Annotated in this window: 9 protein-coding genes; 7 read left to right on the forward strand and 2 right to left on the reverse strand. The window is 32.7% G+C overall.

The window, feature by feature from the left end:
• Positions 1 to 318 precede the first annotated feature (318 nt).
• On the forward strand, positions 319 to 1,815 hold the full coding sequence (locus tag AACU98_RS11990) for a C69 family dipeptidase (protein ID WP_036908189.1): 1,497 nt from the start codon (positions 319 to 321) through the stop codon (positions 1,813 to 1,815).
• 78 nt (positions 1,816 to 1,893) lie between these two features.
• Here AACU98_RS11990 and AACU98_RS11995 read toward each other — a convergent pair whose 3' ends face one another.
• The gene (locus AACU98_RS11995) at positions 1,894 to 2,790 is read right to left on the reverse strand and encodes an AraC family transcriptional regulator (protein WP_004247789.1); all 897 of its coding nucleotides are present in this window, start codon (positions 2,788 to 2,790) and stop codon (positions 1,894 to 1,896) included.
• Positions 2,791 to 3,141: 351 nt separating this feature from the next.
• Here AACU98_RS11995 and AACU98_RS12000 point away from each other — a divergent pair, with 351 nt between their 5' ends.
• The 6 genes from AACU98_RS12000 (at position 3,142) to AACU98_RS12025 (ending at position 8,294) form a co-directional block, all read left to right on the forward strand.
• Positions 3,142 to 3,474, forward strand: a complete 333-nt coding sequence (locus tag AACU98_RS12000; protein WP_004247019.1) for an MliC family protein — start codon at positions 3,142 to 3,144, stop codon at positions 3,472 to 3,474.
• Positions 3,475 to 3,767: 293 nt separating this feature from the next.
• Positions 3,768 to 4,625 (forward strand): alpha/beta hydrolase, encoded by an 858-nt coding sequence (locus AACU98_RS12005; protein WP_074561759.1) that lies wholly within the window; start codon positions 3,768 to 3,770, stop codon positions 4,623 to 4,625.
• A 413-nt stretch (positions 4,626 to 5,038) separates the two neighbouring features.
• On the forward strand, positions 5,039 to 5,251 hold the full coding sequence (gene cspE / locus AACU98_RS12010; protein WP_004247021.1) for a transcription antiterminator/RNA stability regulator CspE: 213 nt from the start codon (positions 5,039 to 5,041) through the stop codon (positions 5,249 to 5,251).
• A 456-nt stretch (positions 5,252 to 5,707) separates the two neighbouring features.
• Positions 5,708 to 6,634, forward strand: a complete 927-nt coding sequence (lpxL, locus tag AACU98_RS12015) for an LpxL/LpxP family Kdo(2)-lipid IV(A) lauroyl/palmitoleoyl acyltransferase (RefSeq protein WP_004247022.1) — start codon at positions 5,708 to 5,710, stop codon at positions 6,632 to 6,634.
• A gap of 264 nt (positions 6,635 to 6,898) precedes the next feature.
• A complete protein-coding gene (locus AACU98_RS12020; protein WP_004247023.1) occupies positions 6,899 to 7,654 on the forward strand; it encodes a class I SAM-dependent methyltransferase in 756 nt (251 codons plus the stop codon).
• Positions 7,655 to 7,799: 145 nt separating this feature from the next.
• The gene (locus tag AACU98_RS12025; RefSeq protein WP_004247024.1) at positions 7,800 to 8,294 is read left to right on the forward strand and encodes an anti-virulence regulator CigR family protein; all 495 of its coding nucleotides are present in this window, start codon (positions 7,800 to 7,802) and stop codon (positions 8,292 to 8,294) included.
• Positions 8,295 to 8,582: 288 nt separating this feature from the next.
• Here AACU98_RS12025 and AACU98_RS12030 read toward each other — a convergent pair whose 3' ends face one another.
• Positions 8,583 to 8,741: a hypothetical protein gene (locus tag AACU98_RS12030; RefSeq protein ID WP_004247025.1), complete on the reverse strand. Its 159-nt coding sequence runs from the start codon at positions 8,739 to 8,741 to the stop codon at positions 8,583 to 8,585.
• Positions 8,742 to 8,997: the final 256 nt, after the last annotated feature.

Consider the following 8,997-nt stretch of genomic DNA (forward strand, 5'->3'; position numbering starts at 1 on the left):
ATAAATACGTTTTTTTATTAACGATATATCATATGATTATATTTTAATACACAATTCAATCAACATAGTTTGCGATATTTTTTAATATTTGACCACATCATATAATATTATTTGATTTTATATGCACTATAAAAAATGGTTGTTAGACTGATGCGATTTTTATTTTTTAAATAGTTAATCATTGAGATGTTAATCACGGTAATTGATTGTTTCTCATTGCTAATATTCTGCAGACCAAAAAATATCAAGTTTTTTACTCTAAAATAGAGATAATTAATTGAGATATAAATTATAAATAACAAGCAAATGAGGCATTATATGTTTTTATTTAAAAAAGCTGTTATCGCTTTGTCAATTAATATCGCATTAGTTTCTTCGGCTCTGGCCTGCACAACGTTATTAGCAGGGAGTGAAGCAACTAATGACGGCTCTTTGATTGTAGCTCGTAGCGCAGATAGTGATGCTTTAAAAGCACAACATTTTGTTATTCATCCAGCTAAAAGTAATCAGACTGGCATTTATAGCACTCAAGCCCATCATGGCGCTAATAGCTTTACTTATCCACTACCTAAACACTCATTACGTTATACCACTGTACCTAATTGGAAAACTCAATTGCATGGTGCAACGGGTTTTAATGAGCTAGGCGTTGGGGTGAGTGGTACAGAATCCATTTTTGCCTCACCTAAAGCATTGGCGTTCGATCCTTATGTTGAAGATACGGGGATCACTGAAGATGATATTCCAGATATTTTACTCTCAAGGGCAAAAACTGCCCGTGAAGCAATTGAATTACTGGGAAACATCATCGAAACACAAGGTGCGGGAGAAGGATTTGGGGTTGCCGTCGTTGATAAAAATGAGGTGTGGTACCTAGAAACAGGTACAGGTCATCAATGGATGGCGCAAAAACTACCAAAAGATAAATATTTTGCAACGGGTAATCAAGGGCGTTTACAGGCTTACCATACAGATAGTAATGATAATTTAGGTTCTAAAAACTTAGTTGAGTTTGCAATAGAAAAAGGACTTTATGATCCTGCCACTGATGGCGAATTTAATTTTTCTAAAGCCTATACGCGTGATGATGAACGTGATCTCACTTATAATTACCCGAGGGTTTGGGTTATCCAGCAACAATTTAACCCTTCTCTGAAACAGAATGTGGCAGATGGTCGTCAATTTGCGCCTATGCTGACACCGGAGAAAAAAGTATCAGTAGAAGACGCCAAAGCGATGTTACGCAACCATTTTGACGGTACAGAACATGATCCTTATACCAATGGATTGAATGGCAATGAACCATGGCGACCAATAAGTGTGTTTCGTACTTATGAATCTCATGTGATGCAAGTAAGACCTGAATTACCGCAAGAGATTGGTGAAGTGACTTATGTTGGTTTGGGAATGGCTGATCTAACCGCTTTTGTTCCTTATTACAGTGGATTAAAAGCATATCCGCAACACTATGCTATTGGAACAGATAAAGCAGATAATGACTCTATCTATTGGAAATATCGTAAGTTACAAACATTAGTAATGACAGATTATCCTCAATTTGCTCCTATTGTTAAAAAAGCATACCAAGAATGGGAAGCTAAAACAGCATTAGAACAAAAAGAAATGGAGGCTAACTATTTGTCAATGAGTAAAAAGAATAAAGCAGCAGCGGATAACATGCTGAATGAATTTAACTTACGTGTAATGGCTGATGCAGAGCAATTAACTGAAAACTTAACTAATCAACTCTTTACTCTTAAAACTAAAAATATACAAGATGAGATCTTTTTTGCTAATCAATCTAAAAAAGATTAATTATTTTAACGTATTATAAATATTAAAAAGATCTCAAGATGCGTAATCAGATTGAGATCTTTTTATTTCTATTAGCGACTAAAGAACAGGAATATAGTAACTAATTTCTTGTAGATGCTGCTCACTATGGCCGATTAACTTATCATAGCTAACCGATTGTTTTAAGGTATAGCGTTCAATATCTGGACCAGATCGACGTAGCAAATTCATCTTTGGTAATACTTTGGTATATACAGTATAAATAATATCATCATACCCGGTGAGGGAATCTAAAATATTATCCATCTCAAAAGTAATAACTAAATATTTCCCATTGGGTAATTCTACGTTAGACATAGTGGAAATATTAGCAGAGCTTGTTAATTGTTCTTTACTTACTGCTGTTGTATAAATATAAGTCGTATCATCTAGCGAGCCTGCAGAAGCACGATGTGTGGCATACATTTCTGTAGGGATGGTATGTATTTCTTTTAAAAACTTCTTCCAGAATTCTTTTCTAAATTTTTTCTTATCATAATTCCATGCTGAAATATTTTTATTGTATTGATGAGCCATACCTATCAACTCTTTAGAAGGTAAGGTCATTACTTCATATTTTGCTTTAAGTTCAACAGTTTCTAATGCTGGAAATATAAGCTCACTAATATCCCAACCTTGCTTTTTCCTATATTCAGAAGGGGTGATATTAAATTGTTTTTTAAACGCACGACAAAACGTTTGTTGCGAATCAAAATGGTATTTTAAAGAAATATCTAAAAGGCTACTGCGTGTGATCCTCAACGCATAAGCGCCACAAGATAAACGGCGTGCTAGGACATATTTGCCTAAAGATATTCCTGTATATGCTTTAAATAAGCGCTGGAAGTGCCACTTGGTATAGCCTGATTTTTCAGCAATAATATCTAATGATAAACGTGAATCTAAGTTTTGCTCGATCCAAACAATGATATCTTTAACTACATTTTCTTGAAGCATTGATCTTCCCACTATTTCACTTTATCGATATTATTAGATTAATCTATTGAAAATTAATCAAATTATTATTTGACAATAATATCATATTAGGCAGATTCTGTTACTCTAATTAAGGTAAAAGTTAATAACAATAATGTAAAGTTATGTATTTGAGTTGGTTTCTCCTTAAAAATTAAGCTAGTAAAACTAATCTAGACTATTATACAGTGGGAAATAATTGCTTAGAAAATCGCTTATTTCTTTATATTACCCCTATAATTAAATACGGAGATATCTTATTTTTTATTTTAAAAAAGCTATCTAACCTAATTGGACTAACCATAGTTACTTTAATTATTTTAGGAGATGTAAATGCGTAAATTACTTTCTATCTCTGCAATTGCTTTATTAACTTCAATTATTGCAACGCCTGCATTAGCTGCTAAAACAGAAACTTACGACTGTGAAGGGCAAAAAATCAGAGTTTCTTTCCCTAATGATGATTTGGCCGTAATGGATTATAATGATGAATTAATCGTGTTAAAATCTGCAGTCGCTGCAAGTGGTGCGCGTTATGTTGGAGAAAGTTTCCAACTGTGGGGTAAAGGTAGTGAAGAGTTCAATTTAGCGACGATGTCAGAAGATGAAATAGTTAATGATCGTATTGCTGAAGATACAGGGCGTACTTGTAAAATAGTAAAATAATTTAATGATTATTTATTGAGATAAAGGCGAGCTAGACTCGCCTTTATTTTTAAGTCATTATATATTTTTTATCGGCAGTTTGTTAGAATATCTAAATATCGATTATTTTATCTCAGATAAAATATAACTGTATAAATCAATGCATACTGAGAGTTAAAATGAAATCTTATCCTTAGCTAGTTTCAATATTAATTTTAATATCAGTTTTAATAAGAAACTGAAAAATAATTATTATATCTATCATTTTTTAATGACGGGTATTCTATCTATAAATTAATTTTGGATACAGTCTAATGAAAGTTACAAGTGCCGAAAAACATGCATTGTTATTACCAGATAATCGAACGTTAACTTGGTATGAATCTGGCCCATCAGATGGTCAACCGGTATTATTCTGCACAGGTGCAGGGATGAGTGGGCTATTAAGTATGGATGCTGATCTGTTAACTAAGTTAAATATTCGACTTATTACACCGACGCGTCCTGGTTTAGGTGAATCAACTTTTGATCCTAAAAAGACATTAAAATCGTTTTCTAGCGATGTATTATTCTTATTAGCATATCTTAATATTAAGAATATCAGTGTGATAGGATCCTCTCAAGGTGCTGTTTTTGCAATGGCCATTTGTTACTATGGTAAAGTGGATAAGCTGGCAATTGTTGCTGGTCAAGATCAACTAGATTATCCTGAAATAAAAAAACTGTTGTCCAGTGATGTGGTTAATATGCAACAACAGGCATTATTCGATCCTGATGGATTAAAGACCTGGATCATTGAAAATATCACCGCTGACTGGTTAATGGATTTTATTTTGAATTATAGTGCTGATGTTGATTTGGCTCTTTATCAAGAAAATAAATTTTTTCCTGTTTATCAAGCTTGTATGAAAGAAGCATTTAAATATGGAAATAAGGGCTATGCTCAAGATTTATTAATCACGATGCAACCTTGGGGATTTACTCCTGAAATGATTAGCACACCTACAACATTATGGTATGGGCTAAAGGATACAAGTACTGTTCACTCACCTGATTTTGGTGAGCTATTGTCTCAACGTTTTCCCCATGCACAACGTTATGCCTATGATAATGAAGGTGGCTCTTTGTTGTGGACTAAAACATCACAGATTTTAACTAATCTTATTAGTTAATCTGAGCAAATAAGCAATAAAAATAGTAAATCGTATAAATATATCAGTAGATATTGATTATTTTACAAAATTATCAGTATCTACTTTTAGTAGGCTTATTCCCAATAAATAGCTATCTATTTGTAAAGGTTAACAATTTCATGGGAAATAAATCAAATAAAAAAAAACTTACACTTCTATAAAAAATAAAAGTGAAAATAGTTTGCTATAAAATAAATTCTATGACTTAATAGCGTCATTGGTTTGGAAGTACAGACCTATTTATGTTAGTCCAGTTTTTAGTAGTTCACCGTTTAGCGCTATCCTTGATACCTCTTCGTTGCGAATTCCTTCAAATAGTACCCATAAGTAAAAATCCGAAATCAAACCGCAATTAGCCTTATGGCATAACTAAATTTATTAAAGGAAATTCTATGTCTAATACAATGACTGGTACAGTAAAATGGTTTAACGACGATAAAGGCTTTGGCTTTATCACACCTAAAGATGGTAGCAAAGATGTATTTGTTCACTTTTCAGCAATTCAAAGCGATAGCTTTAAATCACTGAAAGAAGGCCAAGAAGTATCATTTTCTATTGAAAATGGTGCAAAAGGTCCAGCAGCTGCTAATGTTATCGGTCTGTAATAATTATGGATTATTGCGTCTAAGACTTAAAGACACTTATATAAGTGTATCTTACTAGACGAAATAACTTAAAAACCTCACTGATGTGAGGTTTTTTTATATCTATTATTTGCTAATAAAAATAAATTTTATTCTAACTGATATTATTAAAGTTTGGTAAATATTCACCATACATAAAAAAAGAAAATAAAAATAATTTTACTTACTTTGCTATTACATATTTTTCCAAAAAGATTAGAATAAAATCAATCAGAAAATAAAGCTATGACTGGTAGTTTTTTTTTAAGAAAAGAATAGGAAAAAGCCGTTTAAAATAAACTTATATAAGATAAATGGTAAATTTTATTAAGTGGTATTCACTAAGTAACTTATCTTAAATAAACTATCTTAAATAACTGTTGTCTAAATTAACTTAAGCTTAAAAGAAGTCTTTTAAGTGACGAAAGGACAAATCTTGTGTACGCTAAAAATTCTTTTTCACTACATCTGTTACACCCTAAATATTTTCTTACTTGGCTAGGCGTATTTATTCTTTTTTTATTAGTACAATTACCTTACACGTGGCTTTTATTCTTAGGAAAACATTTAGGATTACTATCGCGTTTTTTTATTAAAAGAAGAGTTTCGATAATAAAGAAAAATTTAGAGTTATGTTTTCCGAATAAAAGTAAAAAAGATATCGATAAGCTAGTTATGGAAAATTTATCAGCATTAGGTATTGCTCTATTCGAAACTGGCATGGCATGGTTTTGGAGCGATAACAGACTGAAAAATATCTATCAAGTCGATGGAATAACAAATTTTACTGAGGCTAATCGAAAGCATACCGGTATTTTGTTGATTGGTATTCACTCCATGTCGTTGGAGCTTGGAGGGCGTATTATGGGGTTGTGCTTCCCTGTAAACGCAATGTATCGGCCTCATAATAATAAAGCGATGGAGTTTATTCAAACTAGGGCAAGATGCCGTTCTAATAAAGGTATGATTGATAGACGTAATTTAAAGTTTATGGTCACTGAATTAAAAAAAGGGAAGGCCATTTGGTTTGCACCAGATCAAGATTTTGGCTTAAAAGGAACCACCTTTTCACCATTTTTTTCGGTGAAGGAAACGTCTACTTCAAAAGGCGCTGTTATATTAGCAAAGTTATCAGGAGCTCCTTCTTTAACGGTAACATTGGTACGTAATCATGGTCATGATAATAAAAAATATAGCTTAATTATAGGTAAAGAGCTTCATAATTATCCAACAGAAAATATTCAAAATGATACAGATAGAATGAATCATCTGATTGAAATTGAGATTATGCGAGCGCCAGAGCAATACTTATGGGCTCATAGACGCTTTAAGACCAGACCCAAAGGTGAAGCCAGTTTTTATTAATAAAAAAAGACCAACACATTAAGTGTTGGTCACAGTAAATACTGGAAGCAATGTGAGCAATGTCGTTGCAAATAGTTTAGTAAAACACTCAACTATTCACGAGTTAAAAGATAATCATTCTCAACTAGATTGTCAACCTTAAATTTTATAAGGGGATAAGTAGTGTGAGGGTAATGTAAAGGCCTACTCTAGATGCCTTGGTGCCTTGTATAATTTTTTGTTTTTAATAAGATACATAAAAATTGGTACAGACTAAGGGATATTATGCAGAGTTATCACTCTCTATCGGCTCAAGTTTATCAATTGGATAAACCGATAGGATGCAGTTTCGGCGATGTTGAATACTATCAACAGCGATTAAAAGATGTTAAAGGTAAAATTTTAGAGCCGGCAGTAGGAACAGGACGCATCCTTATTCCTTTATTGCAATCAGGTTTTAATATTGAGGGATTTGATCTTTCCGAAGAGATGCTTGAATTTTGTAAGAAAAATCTAATCGAGCATGGGTTTACAACCAACTACGTAACTCAAAATAATTTAGTCACTTTTGAAGTTAATACCCCTGTCGAGGCTATTATTATTCCTACAGGGACATTCCTCTTATTAAATACGCAACAGCAGGCGATCCAAGCCTTAAAACAGTGTTATCAAGCGCTTGAGTTTGGTGGGCGCTTATTGGTTGATATTAGTCTTGCCCATCATTTTGTTAAAGGTGAATGTACTAGTCGCCAATTTAATACACCAGAAGGCGATCTAATTACCTTACAGATAATTAATGCTGAAATTGATTATATAAATCAGTTAACTACTTCACACCATCGTTATGATAAATGGCGAGATGGCAAGATCATTGAAAGTGAATGGGAAGTTTTCAGCTTAAAATGGTTTGGTGTGTCTGAATTTGAACAAATACTACGCTTGATTGGTTTTAAACAGATCACAATATCAGCCGATTACCAGTATCTGCAAACCCCCAGTAATACGACAGAAATTATGACTTTTGAAGCGTATAAAAAATAGCATTAAATAATAAGAGGCTGTATTTAAAGCTAATTTTTATAGCCTCATTTATTTCGCCTTTCTAAAGTTAATCAGAATATTGGCAGTTGTATTTTTATGTGTGGAATTATAACGTTGTAAGGCGTCCTTTTAAGGAATAACTCACATGAAAATACCCACTTTATTAAAGCATGGCTTAATAGCTACTTTGACCTTTATGGTTTCTTTGAATTCCTTCGCCGATCCCGGAAATGGTAAAGGTAATGGAAACGGTAATCCCCATAGTCATCAAAATCAAAGAGGTAACAACGGTTTTAATAAAGGACACCAGAACGTAAACCAACAAGATGGATTTTCTTCGCAACTGCGTATTGATAGTCGAGGAGGGCTCTCTGTCTCAATCACTTATGATGATGCAAGAGCATTAGCAATAAAGAACAATCTAACTGGATATAAAGGTCTTCCTCCGGGAATAGCAAAGAATTTAACAAGAGGTAAGCCATTACCTCCAGGTATTGCGAAAAAAGCCGTACCCAGCATTATGCTAAGTCAGTTACCGCATTACGATGGATATGAATGGCAGATAGTGGGTAATGATTTGGTGTTAATCGCAATAACCACATCAATTATTGCCTCTGTTATTAATAATGTTTTTGATTAAGGTAAAACATAGCCTCATTTTAATGTCATGTTATATCTGCTTCAAAACTATAAAACCTTCCTACTAACAGGGAAGGTTTTGTGTTTATTGAAAGGCAAAAATAAAAAAAAGACCAACGCTAGGAGAGTTGGTCAATAAATACTAGAAGCAATGTGAGCAATGTCGTTGTGAAAGACCGAGTAACGCACTCAACTATTCACGAGTTAAAAGATAATCATTATCATTTGAGTTGTCAACCCCACTGAAATTGTGACTACTATTTTTTGATATAAAAAACCAAGTGCTTAGCTATTTTATAAAAACAAGTGTTGGGTTTTTATTAATAATAACAAGTAGATCTGCTTCTTTATTACAATTAATCGCCTTTTCTATGGCACGCATTTTTTTTATCTTTTTTGCTAAATTCTTAACATGTTGAGAGCGTAATGACATTGTTGGTTTAACCATGATATTTCTCCTTAGTAGTAGAAGAGATAACAATAGTAGGGATATTGACTAAATGCAAATGATAATTAATATCATTTGATAGCTATTAATACCCTCACTTATTAAATGTGATCTGTATGGAGCGTTTTTATTGCAATTTTTCTTGTTTTTTCCCGTCAATAGACTAAAAAATAAGGATAAAGTACTTGAGATAAATTTTTTATCAGAACTACCTTCTGCAAATATTCTATTTAGTGCTATAAATCTCAATAATTAA

It is taken from the genome of Proteus sp. G4380 (genome assembly GCF_963885725.1).
GTDB lineage: Bacteria > Pseudomonadota > Gammaproteobacteria > Enterobacterales > Enterobacteriaceae > Proteus > Proteus mirabilis.

Coding starts and splice junctions, on each gene's coding strand:
- AACU98_RS11990 (WP_036908189.1), top strand. CDS start 319: ATGTTTTTATTTAAAAAAGCTGTTATCGCTTTGTCAATTAATATCGCA.
- AACU98_RS11995 (WP_004247789.1), bottom strand. CDS start 2,790: ATGCTTCAAGAAAATGTAGTTAAAGATATCATTGTTTGGATCGAGCAA.
- AACU98_RS12000 (WP_004247019.1), top strand. CDS start 3,142: ATGCGTAAATTACTTTCTATCTCTGCAATTGCTTTATTAACTTCAATT.
- AACU98_RS12005 (WP_074561759.1), top strand. CDS start 3,768: ATGAAAGTTACAAGTGCCGAAAAACATGCATTGTTATTACCAGATAAT.
- cspE (WP_004247021.1), top strand. CDS start 5,039: ATGTCTAATACAATGACTGGTACAGTAAAATGGTTTAACGACGATAAA.
- AACU98_RS12020 (WP_004247023.1), top strand. CDS start 6,899: ATGCAGAGTTATCACTCTCTATCGGCTCAAGTTTATCAATTGGATAAA.
- AACU98_RS12025 (WP_004247024.1), top strand. CDS start 7,800: ATGAAAATACCCACTTTATTAAAGCATGGCTTAATAGCTACTTTGACC.
- AACU98_RS12030 (WP_004247025.1), bottom strand. CDS start 8,741: ATGGTTAAACCAACAATGTCATTACGCTCTCAACATGTTAAGAATTTA.